This is a genomic window from Streptomyces sp. NPDC032126, from assembly GCF_055580085.1.
On the sequence record NZ_JBVIMA010000011.1, the window covers coordinates 154,345 to 170,594 of the forward strand.

The 16,250-nt window shown below is 70.4% G+C and carries 18 protein-coding genes; 5 read left to right on the forward strand and 13 right to left on the reverse strand.

Annotated elements, in window-relative coordinates; all coding sequences use genetic code 11:
* Positions 1–50: 50 nt before the first annotated feature.
* Positions 51–803, reverse strand: coding sequence for an MBL fold metallo-hydrolase (locus tag ACZ5NW_RS33340; RefSeq protein WP_468747742.1), 753 nt, complete (start codon positions 801–803; stop codon positions 51–53).
* A gap of 209 nt (positions 804–1,012) precedes the next feature.
* Here ACZ5NW_RS33340 and ACZ5NW_RS33345 point away from each other — a divergent pair, with 209 nt between their 5' ends.
* Positions 1,013–1,426 (forward strand): type II toxin-antitoxin system PemK/MazF family toxin, encoded by a 414-nt coding sequence (locus ACZ5NW_RS33345; protein WP_468747743.1) that lies wholly within the window; start codon positions 1,013–1,015, stop codon positions 1,424–1,426.
* 81 nt (positions 1,427–1,507) lie between these two features.
* On the opposite strand, the gene ACZ5NW_RS33350 is transcribed toward ACZ5NW_RS33345, so the two are convergent.
* The 7 genes from ACZ5NW_RS33350 to clpS form a co-directional block, all read right to left on the reverse strand.
* On the reverse strand, positions 1,508–2,458 hold the full coding sequence (locus ACZ5NW_RS33350) for a PLP-dependent cysteine synthase family protein (RefSeq protein ID WP_468747744.1): 951 nt from the start codon (positions 2,456–2,458) through the stop codon (positions 1,508–1,510).
* A 16-nt stretch (positions 2,459–2,474) separates the two neighbouring features.
* Positions 2,475–2,753: a MoaD/ThiS family protein gene (locus tag ACZ5NW_RS33355; protein WP_468747745.1), complete on the reverse strand. Its 279-nt coding sequence runs from the start codon at positions 2,751–2,753 to the stop codon at positions 2,475–2,477.
* Positions 2,754–2,844: 91 nt separating this feature from the next.
* Positions 2,845–2,940, reverse strand: a complete 96-nt coding sequence (locus ACZ5NW_RS33360) for a putative leader peptide (RefSeq protein ID WP_468747746.1) — start codon at positions 2,938–2,940, stop codon at positions 2,845–2,847.
* 79 nt (positions 2,941–3,019) lie between these two features.
* The gene (locus ACZ5NW_RS33365) at positions 3,020–3,442 is read right to left on the reverse strand and encodes a M67 family metallopeptidase (RefSeq protein WP_468747747.1); all 423 of its coding nucleotides are present in this window, start codon (positions 3,440–3,442) and stop codon (positions 3,020–3,022) included.
* 132 nt (positions 3,443–3,574) lie between these two features.
* A complete protein-coding gene (locus tag ACZ5NW_RS33370; protein WP_468747748.1) occupies positions 3,575–5,005 on the reverse strand; it encodes an amino acid permease in 1,431 nt (476 codons plus the stop codon).
* Between the two features lie 341 nt (positions 5,006–5,346).
* Positions 5,347–5,952: a DUF2017 domain-containing protein gene (locus ACZ5NW_RS33375; RefSeq protein WP_468747749.1), complete on the reverse strand. Its 606-nt coding sequence runs from the start codon at positions 5,950–5,952 to the stop codon at positions 5,347–5,349.
* A gap of 11 nt (positions 5,953–5,963) precedes the next feature.
* Entirely contained in the window at positions 5,964–6,281 is a 318-nt protein-coding gene (clpS, locus tag ACZ5NW_RS33380; RefSeq protein ID WP_468747750.1) for an ATP-dependent Clp protease adapter ClpS, read from the reverse strand.
* A 58-nt stretch (positions 6,282–6,339) separates the two neighbouring features.
* Here clpS and ACZ5NW_RS33385 point away from each other — a divergent pair, with 58 nt between their 5' ends.
* Together ACZ5NW_RS33385 and ACZ5NW_RS33390 are read left to right on the forward strand one after the other, a co-directional pair.
* Positions 6,340–7,686 (forward strand): nicotinate phosphoribosyltransferase, encoded by a 1,347-nt coding sequence (locus ACZ5NW_RS33385; protein WP_468747751.1) that lies wholly within the window; start codon positions 6,340–6,342, stop codon positions 7,684–7,686.
* A gap of 127 nt (positions 7,687–7,813) precedes the next feature.
* Positions 7,814–8,401: a nicotinamidase gene (locus ACZ5NW_RS33390; RefSeq protein WP_468747752.1), complete on the forward strand. Its 588-nt coding sequence runs from the start codon at positions 7,814–7,816 to the stop codon at positions 8,399–8,401.
* 18 nt (positions 8,402–8,419) lie between these two features.
* On the opposite strand, the gene ACZ5NW_RS33395 is transcribed toward ACZ5NW_RS33390, so the two are convergent.
* Both ACZ5NW_RS33395 and ACZ5NW_RS33400 read right to left on the reverse strand, forming a co-directional pair.
* On the reverse strand, positions 8,420–8,746 hold the full coding sequence (locus ACZ5NW_RS33395) for a hypothetical protein (protein WP_468747753.1): 327 nt from the start codon (positions 8,744–8,746) through the stop codon (positions 8,420–8,422).
* A gap of 121 nt (positions 8,747–8,867) precedes the next feature.
* The gene (locus tag ACZ5NW_RS33400; RefSeq protein WP_468747754.1) at positions 8,868–11,210 is read right to left on the reverse strand and encodes an immune inhibitor A domain-containing protein; all 2,343 of its coding nucleotides are present in this window, start codon (positions 11,208–11,210) and stop codon (positions 8,868–8,870) included.
* Positions 11,211–11,566: 356 nt separating this feature from the next.
* Here ACZ5NW_RS33400 and ACZ5NW_RS33405 point away from each other — a divergent pair, with 356 nt between their 5' ends.
* On the forward strand, positions 11,567–11,809 hold the full coding sequence (locus ACZ5NW_RS33405; protein WP_468747755.1) for a hypothetical protein: 243 nt from the start codon (positions 11,567–11,569) through the stop codon (positions 11,807–11,809).
* A gap of 11 nt (positions 11,810–11,820) precedes the next feature.
* Here the strand turns inward: ACZ5NW_RS33405 and ACZ5NW_RS33410 are convergent, their stop codons facing one another.
* Together ACZ5NW_RS33410 and ACZ5NW_RS33415 are read right to left on the reverse strand one after the other, a co-directional pair.
* Positions 11,821–12,462, reverse strand: a complete 642-nt coding sequence (locus ACZ5NW_RS33410; RefSeq protein ID WP_468747756.1) for an RDD family protein — start codon at positions 12,460–12,462, stop codon at positions 11,821–11,823.
* A gap of 73 nt (positions 12,463–12,535) precedes the next feature.
* Positions 12,536–14,122 carry an RDD family protein gene (locus ACZ5NW_RS33415; protein WP_468747757.1) on the reverse strand — a complete coding sequence of 529 codons (1,587 nt, stop codon included), beginning with the start codon at positions 14,120–14,122 and terminating at the stop codon, positions 12,536–12,538.
* A gap of 224 nt (positions 14,123–14,346) precedes the next feature.
* Between ACZ5NW_RS33415 and ACZ5NW_RS33420 the strand changes: the two genes are divergently transcribed.
* Positions 14,347–14,760, forward strand: coding sequence for an SsgA family sporulation/cell division regulator (locus tag ACZ5NW_RS33420; RefSeq protein WP_468747758.1), 414 nt, complete (start codon positions 14,347–14,349; stop codon positions 14,758–14,760).
* A gap of 10 nt (positions 14,761–14,770) precedes the next feature.
* On the opposite strand, the gene ACZ5NW_RS33425 is transcribed toward ACZ5NW_RS33420, so the two are convergent.
* Positions 14,771–16,177 carry an FAD-binding oxidoreductase gene (locus ACZ5NW_RS33425; protein WP_468747759.1) on the reverse strand — a complete coding sequence of 469 codons (1,407 nt, stop codon included), beginning with the start codon at positions 16,175–16,177 and terminating at the stop codon, positions 14,771–14,773.
* Positions 16,178–16,250: the final 73 nt, after the last annotated feature.

Below are 16,250 nucleotides of genomic sequence, written 5' to 3' on the forward strand. Positions count from 1 at the left end.
ACGAAGGCCCCGGTACCGAGGAGGTGCCGGGGCCTTCGTATGCGTATGCGTCAGATCTCGTACGTCGTCCTCGGCGCCGCCAGCTCCACCGGGCCGTCGTACACCGCGCGCGCGTCGGCCAGGTTGACCTGGGGGTCGGTCCACGGCGGGATGTGGGTGAGGACCAGGCGGCGGGCGCCCGCGCGGGCCGCCGTCTCGCCGGCCTGGCGGCCGTTGAGGTGGAGGTCGGGGATGTCCTCCTTGCCGTGGGTGAAGGCCGCCTCGCACAGGAACAGGTCGGTGTCCCGGGCCAGCTGCTCCAGGACCGGGCTCACCCCCGTGTCACCGGAGTACGTCAGCGACTTCCCGCCGTGCTCGATCCGGATGCCGTACGCCTCCACCGGGTGCGCCACGCGCTCGGTGTGCACGGTGAACGGCCCGATGTCGAAGGTGGACGGCTTGACGGTGTGGAAGTCGAAGACCTCGCTCATCGAGGAGGCCGAGGGGGTGTCGGCGTAGGCCGTGGTGAGCCGGTGTTCGGTGCCTTCCGGGCCGTAGACCGGGAGGGGGGCGCACCGGCCGCCGTCGTGGCGGTAGTAGCGCGCGACGAAGTACGCGCACATGTCGATGCAGTGGTCGGCGTGCAGATGGCTCAGGAAGATCGCGTCGAGGTCGTAGAGACCGCAGTGGCGCTGCAGCTCGCCCAGGGCGCCGTTGCCCATGTCGAGGAGCAGCCGGAAGCCGTCGGCCTCTACGAGGTAGCTCGAACAGGCCGATTCCGCGGACGGGAACGACCCCGAGCAGCCGACGACGGTGAGCTTCATGGAACAGAAACCTCCGCTGGCGGGAAACGTCGGAAAGCGGGTGTCGGGGGTCGTGCGGTCCGTCGAGCGTAAGGCGCAAAACCTCCGGTCGCTCCTCCACCAGGGGCCGTTGTGGGCGAACTCACCTGTGGTGTCACCGGTTCGGCTGGACGCGGGGCGTATGAAATCAGCGGGAGCGCGCAAGCGCTCGAATATGTACCGTCGTGCTCATGGACACGTCCTGGTGGCTGGCGCTCGCGGCGGTGGTACTGCTCGCTCTGGTCGCCACGCTCGTCGACGGGTGGGGCCGGCGCCGGCCCCGGCCGGAGGGCCGGCGGAGGCGGGCGGGGGGCGCGGGCGCCGGGGAGCCCCGGCCGGCGGAGATCTGGTGGGCGCAGGACCGGCCGTGTCTGGTGCTGGGGGTGCGGGGGCGGCACGCGAGCGTCGTACGGATCACCAGCAAGTACCACGACGAGCGGCCCGGGGTGATCCCGCTGCCGCCGGGTGCCGTCGGCGAGTCCCAGGGGCGGGCGAGTTTCCTGGAGACCGACGAGGTCAGCGAGGTGCCGGTGTGCGACTTCGGGCGCCGGGTGGGGGTGGTGGACCCGGTCCTGTGGGACCAGGTCCGACACCTGGCCACATGACGCTCCGCTGGGAGGACCGTGAGCTGTCTGCGGGTCCGTCGTGGCTGGTCGCGCAGTTCCCCGCGCCCCTTTGGGCGACCATCACGCCCAGAGTTGACCTTGCAAGGTCTCGATGGCCTCTTCCGTCGTCGCCGCCGTGTAGACGCCGGTCGACAGGTACTTCCAGCCGCCGTCGGCGACGACGAAGACGATGTCCGCGGACTCGCCCGCCTTCAGCGCCTTGCGGCCCACGCCGATCGCCGCGTGCAGGGCCGCGCCCGTGGAGACGCCGGCGAAGATGCCCTCCTGCTGGAGGAGCTCCCGGGTGCGGGTGACCGCGTCGGCCGAGCCGACGGAGAAGCGGGTGGTGAGGACGGAGGCGTCGTACAGCTCGGGTACGAAGCCCTCGTCGAGGTTGCGCAGGCCGTACACCAGGTCGTCGTAGCGCGGCTCGGCGGCGACGATCTTGATGTCCGGCTTGTGCTCGCGCAGATAGCGGCCGACGCCCATGAGGGTGCCGGTGGTGCCGAGTCCGGCGACGAAGTGGGTGATGGAGGGGAGGTCGGTGAGGATCTCGGGGCCGGTCGTGGCGTAGTGGGCGCCGGCGTTGTCCGGGTTGCCGTACTGGTAGAGCATCACCCAGTCGGGGTGCTCGGCGGCGAGTTCCTTGGCGACGCGCACGGCGGTGTTGGAGCCTCCGGCCGCGGGGGACGAGATGATCTCGGCGCCCCACATGCCGAGCAGGTCCCGGCGCTCCTGCGAGGTGTTCTCGGGCATCACGCAGACCATGCGGTAGCCCTTGAGCTTGGCCGCCATGGCGAGGGAGATGCCGGTGTTGCCGGAGGTCGGCTCGAGGATGGTGCAGCCGGAGGTCAGGCGGCCGTCCTTCTCCGCCTGCTCGATCATGTGCAGGGCGGGGCGGTCCTTGACCGAGCCGGTGGGGTTGCGGTCCTCCAGCTTGGCCCAGATACGGACGTCGGCGGACGGCGACAACCGCGGCAGGCGCACCAGGGGGGTGTTGCCCACCGCGGCCAGCGGGGAGTCGTAACGCATGGGAGACCGGCGCGCCTCAGCGCATGCCGCCGGCCACGGCCGGCAGGATCGTGACGTTGTCGCCGTCGGCGACCTTGGTGCTGATGCCGTCGAGGAAGCGGACGTCCTCGTCGTTCAGGTAGACGTTGACGAAGCGGCGCAGTTCGCCGCCGTCCACGATGCGGGCCTGGATGCCCGCGTGGCGGGTTTCGAGGTCGGCGATCAGCTCGGCGAGGGTGTCGCCTTTGCCCTCCACCGCCTTCTGACCGTCGGTGTACTGGCGGAGGATGGTCGGGATGCGGACCTCGATGGCCATGGTTCGGGACTCCTGTCGGAAAGTGTCGTCGGGTCTGTGGGCGCGCGGCGGCGCGCACCGCGGCTCACGGCCGTACGGCGGCAGGGTTACGTCAACAGATGGCGCTGTTCAGCCGGCACAGGTCGACGTGCAGCCGCGCCACCAGCAGGATGCCGGGCGCCTTCTCGCTCACGTCGTACAGAACCATGGGCTCATCGTATCGATTCCCGGTCCGGCCCCAGCAGTGTGATCTCGCATGATGGATGAATTCTGACCGAATGACGAGATCAGTACGCTTCTACGACCCTGACCTCCTCCTCCGTGACCTCGCCCTCCACGATGCGGAACGAGCGGAACTGGAACTCGCCGAGGCCGTCGGTGTCGGCGGTGGAGACGAGGACGTAGTGCGCGCCGGGCTCGTTGGCGTAGGAGATGTCGGTGCGGGAGGGACGGGCCTCGGTCGCCGTGTGGGAGTGGTAGATGACGACGGGTTCCTCGTCGCGGTCGTCCATCTCGCGGTAGAGCTTGAGCAGATCGCCCGAGTCGAACTCGTAGAAGGTGGGCGACATGGCCGCGTTCAGCATGGGGATGAAGCGCTCGGGGCGGTCGGAGCCGGCCGGGCCCGCGATGACGCCGCACGCCTCGTCGGGGTGGTCCTCACGCGCGTGCGCGACGATCTGGTCGACGAGGGCCTGGGTGATGGTCAGCATGTTCGTCAGGATAAGCAGAAGGGCCGTCCCGTACCGAGGTGTGGTACGGGACGGCCCAGATGCCGGACGTCCTGAGCGGCGGACGCAGGGGGTGCCACGAGTACTCCCTGCGGCCGGACGTCCTGGCGGTGGTCAGCCCACCCGGTCGGCCACCTTCTCCTGCACCGGCTCGCGGCGCTCGGTGACCTCGGGGTTGCGCGCCTTCAGCACGGCCCAGCCGATGCCCAGGGCGGCGGCCCAGCCGGCCATCACGTACAGGCAGACGCGGGAGTCGGCGTCGTAGGCGATCAGGCCGGTGACGAAGAGCAGGAACACGATGGCGATCCAGCTGCACACCGCGCCGCCCGGCGCCGGGAAGGACGAGGCGGGCAGCCGGCCCGCGACGACCGCGCGGCGGTAGAGGACATGGCTGATCAGGATCATCAGCCAGGTCCAGATGCCGGCCGCGGTGGCCACCGAGGTGACGTAGCCGAAGGCCTTCTCCGGGACGATGTAGTTGAGGACCACGCCGATGCCCATGAAGGCGACGGAGACCGTGATGCCGAGGGCGGGCGTCTTGGACGCCGACAGCTTGGCGAAGGCGCGCGGGGCCTCGCCGTTGTCCGCCAGGGTGCGCAGCATGCGGCCCGTGGAGTACATGCCCGAGTTGCAGGAGGACAGGGCCGCGGTCAGGACGACGAAGTTGACGATGCCCGCGCCGGCCGGGATGCCGATCAGCGCGAACGCCTTCACGAAGGGGCTGACGCCGTCCGCGAACTCGGTCCACTTCACGACGCAGAGGATGACGGTGAGCGCGCCGACGTAAAACAGCGCGATGCGCCAGGGCAGGGTGTTGATCGCCTTGGGGAGGGTCTTCTCCGGGTCCTCGGACTCACCGGCCGTGACGCCGACCAGCTCGACGGCGAGGTAGGCGAACATGACGCCCTGCAGGGTCATCAGGGACGAGCCGACGCCCTTGGGGAAGAAGCCGTCGAACTGCCAGAGGTTGGCGACGGAGGCGGTGTCACCGGCGGCGCTGAAGCCGAAGGTGAGGACGCCGAGGCCGATCACGATCATGCCGATCAGCGCGGTGACCTTGACCATCGAGAACCAGAACTCCAGCTCGCCGAAGAGCTTCACGGAGATCAGGTTGACCCCGAAGAGGATCACCAGGAAGACCAGGGCCGTCGTCCACTGCGGGATGTGCGGGAACCAGTAGTGGACGTAGATCGCGGCGGCCGTCAGCTCGGCCATGCCGGTCACGACCCACATCAGCCAGTACGTCCAGGCGGTGAAGTAGCCGAAGAACGGGCCGAGGAACTCGCGGGAGTACTCCGCGAACGAGCCCGAGACCGGGCGGTAGAGCAGGAGCTCACCGAGCGCCCGCATGATGAAGAACACGATCGCGCCCGCGAGCGCGTACATCAGGATGAGGCTGGGGCCGGCCTTGGCGATATTGGCCCCGGCTCCCAGGAAGAGGCCGACGCCGATGGCGCCGCCGATCGCGATCATCTGGACCTGACGGCTGCCGAGTCCTCGCTCGTACCCCTCTTCAGGGGTGTCCTTGACCTGCTCTGAGGTCATGTGTTGTGCGCCTTTCTCCATGCCGACCCGGGCCTCTCGTCGGCCTCGGATCGGGTTCGATCCCCCCGGATTGATGGAGCTTTTGCCTGGCCGGCGGTCGCCGGCTCGGTGGCGCACCCGACCGAACATACGGGTGGTGTTCGTCGGGCGGTCGTGAAGATTTATCACGGCCGTAACAGTGATCGGGGGTGCGCGATGTGGCGCACCCCACAGGAAGAAGCAGACAGAGTCGACAGAAAGCGGACAGACCAGGCCGCATCGGTGACGTGATCGTTATCCGGATTTGAGCGTCCTCTGAGCGAACACTCGTCCACCCGGGAAGGCCCGGGGAATCGGGAGGATTACGGCAGAAGGGTCGTCACCAGGGTCTCCTGGAGGCCGCCCAGCCACAGGTACGCCATCACCATCGGCTTGCGCGGGTCCTCGTCGGGGAGCCGGTAGAGCAGATCGGTGTCGTCCTCGTCGGTGATGTCGAGGCGGGAGCCGATCGCCAGGCGCAGGTCGTTGAGCGCGCCGAGCCACTGGCGGGACTCGTCCGGGGAGAGCTTGAGGATCGCGCCGGTGTCGTCGACCGGGGCGAGCGCGTCGAGCGAGCGGACCACCGCGAGGGCGTTCTCCCGCTTGCCGGCCCGCAGGTCGTTCTCGGTGTAGCGGCGGAACTCGGCGGAGTGCGCCTGCCGCTCGGCGGCGTCCTGCGGGGAGGCGGGCGCCTCGACCGGGTCGGTGTAGGCGTCGGGGAAGAGCCGCCGGAGCACCGGGTCGGAGGGCGGCTCGCTCGGGCCCTCGGCGAAGAGTTCGGCGAGGGGGTCGGCGGGGGCGTCCTCGCCGGGTCCCGGGCCGATCAGCTCCAGGAGCTGTACGGCCAGCGACCGGATGATGGAGATCTCGACGTCGTCGAGCGCGACGGCCGCGCCGCCGCCGGGGAGCGGTTCGAAGTGTCCGGGCATCGGTGAGGTGACTACTTCCGGTCCTGCTGGAGGGTGGCCCACAGACCGTAGCCGTGCATCGCCTGCACGTCGCGTTCCATCTCCTCGCGGGTACCGCTGGAGACGATCGCCCGGCCCTTGTGGTGGACGTCGAGCATGAGCTTGGTGGCCTTGTCCTTGGGATAGCCGAAGTACGTCTGGAAGACATACGTCACATAGCTCATGAGGTTGACCGGGTCGTTGTGGACGATCGTGACCCAGGGGACGTCCGGCTCGGGTACGGCGAAGACCTCCTCCGCCGACTGGGTGCGTTCGATCTCTAGGGGAGCGGGTGACGTCACACAGCCCATGCTGCCACGACGGCCACATATCGTCACACTGACGAGATGTGGTGCTAGGATGCTCATCATGAACACAGCAGACCTGGGCCTGCCGGTGGATGTCCCCTCGACGGCGCTCTTCACGGACCAGTACGAGCTCACGATGCTTCAGGCCGCCTTGCGGGCGGGAACCGCCGAGCGGCGCAGCGTGTTCGAGGTCTTCACCCGCCGGCTGCCCGAGGGACGGCGCTACGGCGTCGTCGCCGGCACCGGACGCGTGCTGGACGCGGTGGAGAACTTCCGCTTCGACGCGGGCGTCCTCGGCTTTCTGCGCGAGCGGAAGATCGTCGACGAGGAGACCCTCGAATGGCTCTCCGGATACCGCTTCTCGGGTGACATCTGGGGCTACCCCGAGGGCGAGGTCTACTTCCCCGGCTCCCCGGTCATGCGGGTCGAGGGCAGCTTCGCCGAGTGCGTGCTGCTGGAGACCGTGATCCTGTCCATCCTCAACCACGACTCGGCGATCGCGGCCGCCGCCTCCCGGATGGCGTCCGCCGCCGGGGACCGGCCGCTGGTCGAGATGGGCGCGCGCCGCACCCACGAGCTGTCCGCCGTCGCCGCCGCGCGCGCCGCCTACGTCGGCGGCTTCGCGACCACCTCCGACCTGGCCGCCGGCTTCCGCTACGGCATCCCCACGGTCGGCACGTCCGCGCACGCCTTCACTCTGCTGCACGACAGCGAGCGGGACGCCTTTCGGGCCCAGGTCGACACCCTGGGACAGGGCACGACCCTCCTGGTGGACACCTACGACGTCACCGAGGCCGTGCGCACGGCGGTGGAGGTGGCCGGTCCCGAGCTGGGCGCGGTGCGCATCGACTCCGGCGACCTGCTGCTGGTCGCGCACCGGGTGCGGCAGCAGCTGGACGAGCTGGGCGCCCGCCGGACGCGGATCATCGTCACCTCCGACCTCGACGAGTACGCGATCGCGTCGCTCGCCGCCGCGCCGGTGGACGCCTACGGCGTCGGTACGCAGCTGGTGACCGGCTCGGGCCATCCCACCTGCTCGATGGTGTACAAGCTGGTCGCGCGGGCCGAGTCCGCCGATCCGAAGGCGCCGCTGGTGCCGGTGGCGAAGAAGGCGAGCGGCGGCAAGACGTCCATCGGCGGCCGCAAGTGGGCGGCGCGGCGCAGGGACGCGGACGGGGTCGCCGAGGCCGAGGTGATCGGCACCGGCGCGGTCCCTCCCGAGCTGGCCGACCAGGCGCTGCTCGTGGAGCTGGTCAAGGGCGGCCAGGTCGTCGCCCGCGAGCCGCTGGACGTCGTGCGCGACCGGCACATCGCCGCCCGGGCGAACCTGCCGCTGTCCGCCACCCAGCTCTCGCGCGGGGAACCCGTCATTCCGACGGAGTACGTAGCGGGGCGGTCGGGTAGCTAGGACGCGTGCCCGGTGGCAGCCGGGCATCGGCCCTCTCCCCTACCGCCGCCGAAGTCTCTAGGCTCAATTACTTCACCCTCCCCCGGACTCGAAGGAGCTGGGGGACCCCCATCGAAGGACACCGACCATGCGCCGCGCCTTGATCGTCGTTGATGTGCAGAACGACTTCTGCGAGGGGGGCAGCCTCGCCGTGTCCGGGGGTGCCGATGTGGCCGCCGCGATCACCGAGCTGATCGGGCAGGCCCCCGCCGGATACCGGCATGTGGTGGCCACCCGCGATCACCACATCGCGCCCGGCGGCCACTTCGCCGACAACCCGGACTTCCGCCACTCCTGGCCCGCGCACTGCGTCGCGGGCACCGAGGGTGTCGGCTTCCACCCGAACTTCGCCCCGGCGGTCGCCTCCGGCGCGGTCGACGCCGTCTTCGACAAGGGCGCGTACGCGGCCGCCTACAGCGGCTTCGAGGGCGCCGACGAGAACGGCGTGGGGCTCGCGGAGTGGTTGCGGTCGCGGCATGTCGACGCGGTCGACGTGGTCGGCATCGCCACGGATCACTGCGTGCGGGCCACGGCGCTGGACGCGGCGCGGGAGGGGTTTCGTACGCAGGTGCTGCTCGATCTGACCGCCGGGGTGGCCGCCGAGACCACCGAGCGGGCGATCGAGGAGATGCGGGAGGCGGGAGTGGAGCTCAGCGGGAAGCCGGTGGTGCAGTAGCTCTCCCCGCCCCGGCTGTCAGGCCTGGGCCGCCGGTCTCAGCAAGGCCCTGATCGGGCGCCACAGCTCCATCGGCCCGACAGCGTTGTCCGGGGTGGTGCGCCATATCAGGCCGTCGGGGTGGTGGAGGACCGCGGTGATCTCGTCCGGGGTCGGAGGGGCCGCGTTGCCGCGGAGATAGACCGCGCGCAGGCCCAGATTGCGGAGCCTGGTCAGGGCTCGGGCGCGGTTCTGGGCGAGGACGAGCAGACGGACCGAGGTGCCGCTGTCGGCGGCTGGGCTGGGCAGATTCAACGCCACCACCACGTTGCCGTTCGGCAGCTTGCAGAAACCTCCTGCGGCCATGCGGTCACATCCCCGTTTCGGTCGGCGTCAATAAGCGAGCCATAGGACGCACCTAAACACGATCGGCGGCGACCCGCCAGGGGGTCACCGCCGATACGCTTCTGACCTGCGAGAACGTCGACTACTTCGTCGACGGCCCCACCTTGACCGTGATCGTCGAGCCGTTCAGGGGCTCGCCCACGATCCTGATCGAGGTGTTGGTGTCAGTGATCTTGACACCGGCGTACGGGTTCGACGCGTCGTAGTACGTCGACTTGCCGTCGTCGAAGACCGGGACACCGGCGCGGGCCGGGATCTTGGTGGCGACGTCGGCCTTGTGCAGCGTGAGCGCGTCCGTCGGGTACCAGCTGAACGGGGAGTCGAAGGACTGGATACGGCTGCGCATCAGCGTGCCGTCGGCCCACTTCAGCGGGGTCGGGTGGGAGTCGACCGGAAGGACCAGGCCCTCACCCGGGTGGGCGCTGACGTTGTTGTCCTTCTGGGAGGTGTCCCACTTCCAGATCAGCAGACCGTTCTGGTACGGGTAGTGCTCCACCCAGTCCGGACGGGTCGTCGAGAAGCCGAAGTTGTACGGGCCGACCTTGAGGGTCTTGTCGTACGAGACGTACTGGCGGTTCTCGGCGATGTAGTACTGGTCGTAGTCGTCCGTGATGGACGCGCCGATCCGGGAGAAGCCCTTGGACGTCCAGGCCGCGTCGGCGGTCTCGGCGTTGTCCGCGAAGAGCACGGCACCGTCGGCCGTCACCGTGATCTCGTCGGCCGCGAAGCCCTTGAGGGCCACACCGCCGTCGGAGGCGTAGCGGAAGCGCACCTGGATCTTCTTGCCGGCGTAGGCGTCCAGCGGGAAGGTCAGCTTCTGGTAGGCGTCGACCGAGCCGGTGAGGGCGGGCTGGTTGCTGCCGTCCCGCGGGATGGCGGTGCCGTCGGCCAGCTTGCCGTCGATCGGCGTCCAGTTGGCGCCGTCGGTGGAGACCTCCGTGTACAGGAAGTCGAAGTCCTTCTCGATGTCCCACCAGCCGTCGAGCGTCAGCGCCGCCGACGTCTTGCCGGTCAGGTCGACCGAGCGGGTCAGGGTGTTCTTCAGGTCGTTGCCGCTGCCGCTCCACCACTGCGTGGCGCCCTGTGCCGGGGCGACCACCTGGGTGGTGACCTTCTTCTGGGGCAGCTGGACGACGAGGCCCTGCGGGTTCTTGGTGTTGTACTCGGCGATGCCCAGGGTGTGCTTGGACTTCACGCCGGCCTTGGCGACGTCGTAGTCCAGCCAGCCCAGCTGGAGCTTGTCCCAGGCGTTCATGTCGCCGGGGAGGTCGCCGATGGCCTCCTTGCCGGTGCCGAGCCAGGAGCCGGAGGACATGAGCGTCCAGAACCCGGTGGAGTTCTCCTGGGTGTTGGTGGTGTCGTAGTGGTCCGGCAGGCCGAGGTCGTGGCCGTACTCGTGGGCGTAGACGCCCAGGCCGCCGTTCTCCGGCTGGATGGTGTAGTCGCCGACCCAGATGCCGGTGTCGCCGATCTGCGCGCCGCCCAGCTTGTTGCCCTCGGGGCCGGTGGCGCCGGCGTCGGTGCCGAACGCGTACCAGCGGTGCGCCCAGATGGCGTCCTCGCCCTGCGCGCCGCCGCCCGCGGACTCGTCCTCGCCGGCGTGCACGATCTGGAAGTGGTCGATGTAGCCGTCGGGCTCGTTGAAGTTGCCGTCGCCGTCGTGGTCGTAGCGGTCCCACTGGTCGAACTGGGCGAGCTCCGCCTTGATCTGGGCGTCGGTCGCGCCGGCCGCCTTGCGCTGGGCGACCCAGGCGGTGACGCCGTCCTGGACCGCGTACCAGGCGCCGGTGGAGGCCTTGTTGGAGCCGTAACGGGCCTCGTTGTAGGGCACCTTGACCCAGTCGGCCACTTCGCCGTCGACCGAGTAGCGGCCCGAGGACTGCTTCTCGTAGTAGCTCTTCACCGAGGCGTTGCCGGTGCCGAAGTACAGGTCCTGGTAGTGCGCGCGGTTGTAGTCCGCCTGCCAGGCCGTGCTGTTGTCCTTGGCGCGGTCCGGCTTGGCTATCTGGTTGTGCAGCGGGCCGGGGGTGCCGCCGTAGCGGCTGTCGACCTGGTCGCCGAACTCGACGAGGATCGTGAAGATCTTGTCGGTCTTCTCGCGGCCGAGCTCCACGTACTTGCTGTCGCCCTTGCGGCTGTCGAGCCGCACGACCTTGGAGCCGTCCCGCTCCTTGACCGTCGCCTTGCCCGAGATGACCTGCTTGAGGGCCTCTTCGCGCTGGGCGTCCTGCGTCTTGCTGAGCGGGCCGTCGAAGTCGTGCTCCTTGGCCTTGGCCGGCTGCGGGTCCTGCCGGTCCACCGCCGAGGACTCGGCCGCCGTGTTCTCGGCCGCCGTCGCCACGGCGAACGTCGAGAACGTGGCCGAGGCCGCCGCGAGCGCGACGGCGGTCGCGGCCGTCCTGAACGTCCAGGATCTACTGGTCACTTGATGTCCTCCCCTAACGCGCCCGGAACGCGCGGAAGGGGGGTCCTCTGTCAAGGGATGTCCGCGCGCGGTTATACGCGTGTAGTCAAGTGACGCCATTTGACTACTGGTTTACGAGAAAAGACAGACCTTGACTTGGACAAGTCAATTGCATTATTGGGAGTTGGCCGTTCGCAATGCGGACACGTGACCGTAATATGACGGGCGCACGGGCCCGTCCACGGGGTGGACGCCATGACTCCGTGCGCCCCCTGTGCACCGGCACCGTGGGTTAGGTCACGCTTACCGCCCGTTCCGCTCGGGCATGCAGGCGAATAGAGTCGAGCTCTCCCCCCGCTTCCGAGGACACGATTGCCATGCCTCGTCCGACTGTCGCACAGCTCACGTACGGTTCCTTCACCGTCACCCTCTCGACGCTCGCCATGCTGCTGCTGTCCCGGACGAGTTCGGGCCCGGGCATCGCGGTGATCACCGTCGCCGCGCTCGCGCTCGGCCTGCTCGTGGCGATGACGGTGCCCGTGCCGAAGGTGTCGCCCACCGCGACTCCGGCGACTCCGGCCGCCGCCGAGGAGGCCCAGCCGGAGCCGGTGGCGCGCTGAACCGCTGTCCGTCAACCGGTGCTGACCACCACCGTCTTGGCCGCCTTGTCGTGCAGGCCCTGCTTGTACGGCTTGTCGAAGTAGCTCCAGCCGCCGCAGACGATCGTCCAGAAGAAGAAACAGCAGAAGGCGAACGGCACCCACAGCACGAGCGCCCGGACCAGCGAGTTGGGCAGGGAGGGCGTCACGCCGTTGTCCAGGTCCGCCACGCGCAGGCCGAGCCACCTCTTGCCGAGCGTCTGACCCGACCTGGCGGTCAGGAAGGTGTCGTAGGCGATGTAGAGGACGGCGGTCACGAGGGACTGCGCGAACGTCTTGGCACTCTCGACGTCATCGCCGTTCACGTTGTACTGGGTGACGCCCAGACCCCAGGTGAGCAGGCCGACGACGACCCCGACCAGGATCATGTCGATGATCCTCGCGGCGGTGCGCCGACCGCTGTCGGCGAGCGGCGGCACGCCGGCGAGGGGATCGGCGGGGGCACCGCCGTAAGGACCGCCGCCGTACGGGCCGCCACCGTAGGGGCCGCCGCCGTAGGGCGTGTCGTACGGCGAGCCCGCCCCCTGGCCTTCGCCTCGCGGGGGCGGCTGCTTCCGGAACGGATCGTCCTCCGGCGGCTCGCCGCCGGAACCGGGGGGCGGTTCGGTCGTCATGGCCCGAGTGGACCCCGCCCCTAGCCGTTTCGCATCCGGCGGACGGCCGACCGGAGTACGGCTGGGAGTACGGCTACGCGTCGGCTACGAACGTGTGGGCGGCCTTGTCGTGCCAGCACTGGTGCCAGGGCTTGTCGAACAGGCCCCACACCACGCCGACGAGGCCCACGCCGAGGAGGACGGGGACGCTGTAGACGAACCAGCGGCGCAGGGCCCCGCCGAACGTGGGCGCGTCATGGCCCTCGATGTCCCGCACCTCCAGACCGAGCAGCTTCTTGCCGAGGGTGCGGCCCCACTTCGCGGTGGGGAGGGCCTCGAACAGGACGCCGGCGAGCAGGAGGACGGCCACGATGATCCCCAGGTAGGCCGAGGTCGTGCCGTCGAGGATCCAGACGGTGACGGTACGGCCGGAGAGCTTGGCGGCGTCGATCTTCTCGTCGACGTGGTCCAGGGCCTTGGTTCCGAGGGGCACCGCGGCGGCGGCGGTGACGGCGCCGAGGACCACGCTGTCGACGAGCCGGGCGAGCAGCCGCTTGCCCATCGGGGCCGGACGGGCGGCGGCCTGCCGGCGCGCGGCGGCCTGGAAGATGTCCTCGACGGGCGGCTTCCAGGGAGCGACGGGCTGATCGCCCCCGGGCCCACCGGCCAGCTGATGCACTTGCTGCGCCCAGGAGGACTGGCCCCCGCCGGGGCCACTGGTCATGGGGGTGGGACCGGAGGAGGGGGTGGAGGCGGCGGGGCCGGCCGCTTGCGGAGGTACGCCGGGGGTGCCCTGCTGGGCGCCGGGGAAGGGGGGTTGCGCGGTGTGCGCGCCGGGGTGGGCGGCCGGCGGGATCTGCGGCGCCTGCCCCTGGGCGGCCTGCGGGCCCTGGGCCTGCGCGGCGGCGGCCCGTTCGGCGGCGGCCCTGCCTGCGGCGAAGCCGGGGGCGGCGGGGGCTGCTTGGGGGCCGGAGTCGGGCGTGCCGGGGGCTGCGACGCCCTGCGGGCCGAAGGCCGGGCCCGACTGAGCGGGACCCGGCTGTGCGGGACCCTGCTGAGCGGGACCCTGCTGTGCCGGACCGGAGGGTGCCGGCGCCGCCGCGCCCTGCGCGGGGTTCGCGAAGACCGCGCCTCCCGAGGGGAGGGGGGCGGCGGGTGCGCTCTCGGGGTGTGCTCCGGGGGTGCCGTCGTGGCCGCCCGTCCGCGGGTGCGGGGCGCGGAACGTCACCGTGCCGGGGTCCGGGGCGGCCGTTCCGTCGTGCGGGGCCGGGGTTGCCTGGTTCGCGGGGGCCGTTGGGGCGGCGGGTGCGGTCGACCCCGCCGGGCCCGCCGTAGCCGCGGCCGGACCCGTCGTAGAAGCGGCCGGGCCCGGGGTGGGGCGGCGGAAGATGAAGGTGCCGGACGGGTCCATGCCGTCGGGGGCCTCGCTCGCGCCGGGTGCCTCGGAGTGGCCGCCGTACAGCCGTTGCCGCGGGTCCTCGTCGAAGAAGTGCGGGCCCGTCTCCTCCACCGGGTCGGCGGCCGGAGGGGTGAGCGGCTCGCCGCCGGCCGGCGCCGGGCGGCTGGTGCCCGGTACCCAGGCGGAACCGTTCCAGTACCGGACGTATCCGGGGATGGAAGGGTCCGGGTAATAGCCTTCGCGGGGCCTGTCGTCGCCGGGGGCCGGGGTTGGGGCGCTCATGTCCGTCGTCCCGTATCTGCTCGGAGGTGGGATGGGGGCCTCCACATCTATCAGACCGGCGCAACCCCCACCGCCTCTCCCGCCGTACCGACCCCATTCCGGGCGACCGAAAAAACTTCTCCGAACCCGCGTAATGCTCCGGGACCCGCCCCCTCTCTCCTCGTGCGGGCGCCTCACCGAGGCCCCGCACGGACCCACCGAGTCCCCAGGGAGAGGAAACCGACATGCACCACACCGTGGTGGAACGCGAGCTGGAGCTCAAGCTGATCCTGTCGCCCGAGCGCAGCGTCCCCGTGCCGGCCCGCCTGAGCTACCGCAGCGACGACCCCTTCGCCGTGCACATCACCTTCCACATCAACTCCGAGGTCCCGGTCGACTGGACGTTCGCCCGCGAACTGCTCGTCGAGGGCGTGTTCCGGCCGTGCGGTCATGGGGACGTGCGGGTGTGGCCGACGAAGGTGGAGGGGCGGAACGTGGTCCTGATGGCGCTCAGTTCGCCGGACGGGGACGCTCTGCTGGAGGCGCCGAGCGCGCAGGTCTCGGCCTGGCTGGAGCGCACGCTGCGCGTGGTGCCCCCGGGGACTGAGGGCGAGCAGCTCGGCATCGACGACGCGCTCGATCAACTGCTCGCCCAGTGACGGAAGGCGTTCAGAACATCTTGCCCGGGTTGAGAATGCCCAGCGGATCGAAGACGTCCTTGATCTGCCGTTGCATCGCCACCCCCACCGGGCCGATCTCGCGCGCCAGCCACTCCTTCTTCAGTACGCCCACCCCGTGCTCGCCGGTGATGGTGCCGCCGAGCTCCAGACCGAGCGCCATGATCTCGTCGAAGGACTCGCGGGCCCGCCGGGACTCGTCGGGGTCCGCGGCGTCGAAGCAGACGGTGGGGTGGGTGTTGCCGTCGCCCGCGTGGGCGACGACACCGATGGTCAGCTGGTACTTCTCGGCGATCCGCTCGACGCCCTCCAGCATCGCGCCGAGCCGGGAGCGCGGTACGCACACGTCGTCGATCATCGTCGTGCCGCGCACCGCTTCGAGTGCGTTGAGGGACAACCGGCGTGCCTGGAGGAGGAGTTCGGATTCGGCGGCGTCGTCGGCGGGGACCACCTGGGTGGCGCCCGCCGCCTCGCACAGGGCACCGAGGGCGGCCAGGTCGGCGGCGGGGTCCGCCGTGTCGAACGCGGCGAGCAGAAGGGCTTCCGTGGTGTCGGGGAGTCCCATGTGCGCGAGCGCGTTGACGGCCCGCACCGTCGTACGGTCCATGAGTTCGAGGAGTGAGGGGACGTGGCCGCCCGCCATGATCCGGCACACGGCGTCGCAGGCGGCGGCGCCGGAGGGGAACTCGGCGGCGAGGACGAGCTGCTCGGGCGGCTTCGGTCTGAGCGCGAGGACCGCCTTCACGACGATGCCGAGGGAGCCCTCGGAGCCGACGAAGAGCCGGGTGAGGTCGTATCCGGCGACGCCCTTGGCGGTACGGCGGCCGGTGGACAGCAGGCGGCCGTCCGCGAGCACGACGTCGAGGCCGAGGACGTACTCGGCGGTCACCCCGTACTTCACACAGCACAGGCCGCCGGACGCGGTGCCGATGTTGCCGCCGATCGTGCAGCTCTCCCAGCTGGACGGGTCGGGCGGATAGTGGAGCCCGTGTTCGCCCACGGCACGGGACAGCGTCGCGTTGACGACGCCCGGTTCGACGACGGCGACGCGGTCGACGGGGCTGATCTCCAGGATGCGGTCCATCTTGGTCAGGGACAGCACGATGCAGCCGTCGGAGGCGTTGGCGCCGCCGGACAGGCCGGTGCGGGCGCCCTGCGGGACGACCGGGACGCGCAGCTCGGTGGCGGTGCGCATGACGTGCTGGACCTGCTCGACCGTGCGCGGCAGGACGACGACGGCGGGGGTGCCGGCCGGGCAGAAGCTGGCCATGTCGTTGGCGTAGGAGGCGGTGACGTCCGGGTCGGTCAGGACGGCCTCGGCCGGCAGCCCCGCGAGCAGCCGGTCGGTGAGGTTGCCCTGGGCCTCGTCGGGTGCGGCTTCGATACGGCTCATGATCACAGAGTGTCACCCGGGGCCATCGGTGTGAACCCCATGGACTCCCCCTGGGGACACCGCGATGTGGTCGTCGTAC

Coding starts and splice junctions, on each gene's coding strand:
- ACZ5NW_RS33340 (WP_468747742.1), bottom strand. CDS start 803: ATGAAGCTCACCGTCGTCGGCTGCTCGGGGTCGTTCCCGTCCGCGGAA.
- ACZ5NW_RS33345 (WP_468747743.1), top strand. CDS start 1,013: ATGGACACGTCCTGGTGGCTGGCGCTCGCGGCGGTGGTACTGCTCGCT.
- ACZ5NW_RS33350 (WP_468747744.1), bottom strand. CDS start 2,458: ATGCGTTACGACTCCCCGCTGGCCGCGGTGGGCAACACCCCCCTGGTG.
- ACZ5NW_RS33355 (WP_468747745.1), bottom strand. CDS start 2,753: ATGGCCATCGAGGTCCGCATCCCGACCATCCTCCGCCAGTACACCGAC.
- ACZ5NW_RS33360 (WP_468747746.1), bottom strand. CDS start 2,940: ATGGTTCTGTACGACGTGAGCGAGAAGGCGCCCGGCATCCTGCTGGTG.
- ACZ5NW_RS33365 (WP_468747747.1), bottom strand. CDS start 3,442: ATGCTGACCATCACCCAGGCCCTCGTCGACCAGATCGTCGCGCACGCG.
- ACZ5NW_RS33370 (WP_468747748.1), bottom strand. CDS start 5,005: ATGACCTCAGAGCAGGTCAAGGACACCCCTGAAGAGGGGTACGAGCGA.
- ACZ5NW_RS33375 (WP_468747749.1), bottom strand. CDS start 5,952: ATGCCCGGACACTTCGAACCGCTCCCCGGCGGCGGCGCGGCCGTCGCG.
- clpS (WP_468747750.1), bottom strand. CDS start 6,281: ATGGGCTGTGTGACGTCACCCGCTCCCCTAGAGATCGAACGCACCCAG.
- ACZ5NW_RS33385 (WP_468747751.1), top strand. CDS start 6,340: ATGAACACAGCAGACCTGGGCCTGCCGGTGGATGTCCCCTCGACGGCG.
- ACZ5NW_RS33390 (WP_468747752.1), top strand. CDS start 7,814: ATGCGCCGCGCCTTGATCGTCGTTGATGTGCAGAACGACTTCTGCGAG.
- ACZ5NW_RS33395 (WP_468747753.1), bottom strand. CDS start 8,746: ATGGCCGCAGGAGGTTTCTGCAAGCTGCCGAACGGCAACGTGGTGGTG.
- ACZ5NW_RS33405 (WP_468747755.1), top strand. CDS start 11,567: ATGCCTCGTCCGACTGTCGCACAGCTCACGTACGGTTCCTTCACCGTC.
- ACZ5NW_RS33410 (WP_468747756.1), bottom strand. CDS start 12,462: ATGACGACCGAACCGCCCCCCGGTTCCGGCGGCGAGCCGCCGGAGGAC.
- ACZ5NW_RS33415 (WP_468747757.1), bottom strand. CDS start 14,122: ATGAGCGCCCCAACCCCGGCCCCCGGCGACGACAGGCCCCGCGAAGGC.
- ACZ5NW_RS33420 (WP_468747758.1), top strand. CDS start 14,347: ATGCACCACACCGTGGTGGAACGCGAGCTGGAGCTCAAGCTGATCCTG.